This is a genomic window from Xanthomonas pisi DSM 18956, from assembly GCF_001010415.1.
Taxonomy (GTDB): Bacteria; Pseudomonadota; Gammaproteobacteria; order Xanthomonadales; family Xanthomonadaceae; genus Xanthomonas; species Xanthomonas pisi.
Genome location: NZ_JPLE01000150.1, coordinates 1 through 467 on the forward strand (window position 1 = coordinate 1; position 467 = coordinate 467).

The following is a 467-nucleotide window of genomic DNA, read 5'->3' on the forward strand; positions in this document are numbered from 1 at the left end:
CGGCTGCTGCGCCAGGGCCAACCACCGCCGGCGGTGGTGTTCTGCACCGCCTACGACCAGCATGCCCTGTCGGCGTTCGACGCCGCCGCGCTGGATTACCTGATGAAACCGGTGCGCCCGGAACGCCTGGCCGCGGCCCTGGAAAAGGTCGCCACGTTTTTGGCCGGGCGCGTGCCCGGCGTCGCGCCGCGGCCGTTGCGCACCCACCTGTGCGCGCGTCTGCGTGGCAGCCTGCGGCTGATCGCCATCGGCGACATCCGCTACCTGCAGGCCGAAGAAAAGTACGTCATCGTCCACCACGCCCGTGGCGAAGACCTGATCGAAGAGTCGCTCAAATCGCTGGAAGACGAGTTCGCCGACCGCCTGGTGCGCATCCATCGCAATTGCCTGGTGGCCCGCGACGAACTGGTGGAGCTGCGCCGCAGCGGCGATGGCCAGGTGCACGCGGTGCTGCGCAACGTGCCGCA

1 protein-coding gene is annotated in these 467 nt (G+C 69.2%); it reads left to right on the top strand.

The window, feature by feature from the left end; genetic code table 11:
- On the top strand, positions 1 to 467 hold a 467-nt coding region (locus Y887_RS17485), incomplete at both ends, for a LytR/AlgR family response regulator transcription factor (RefSeq protein WP_046965561.1).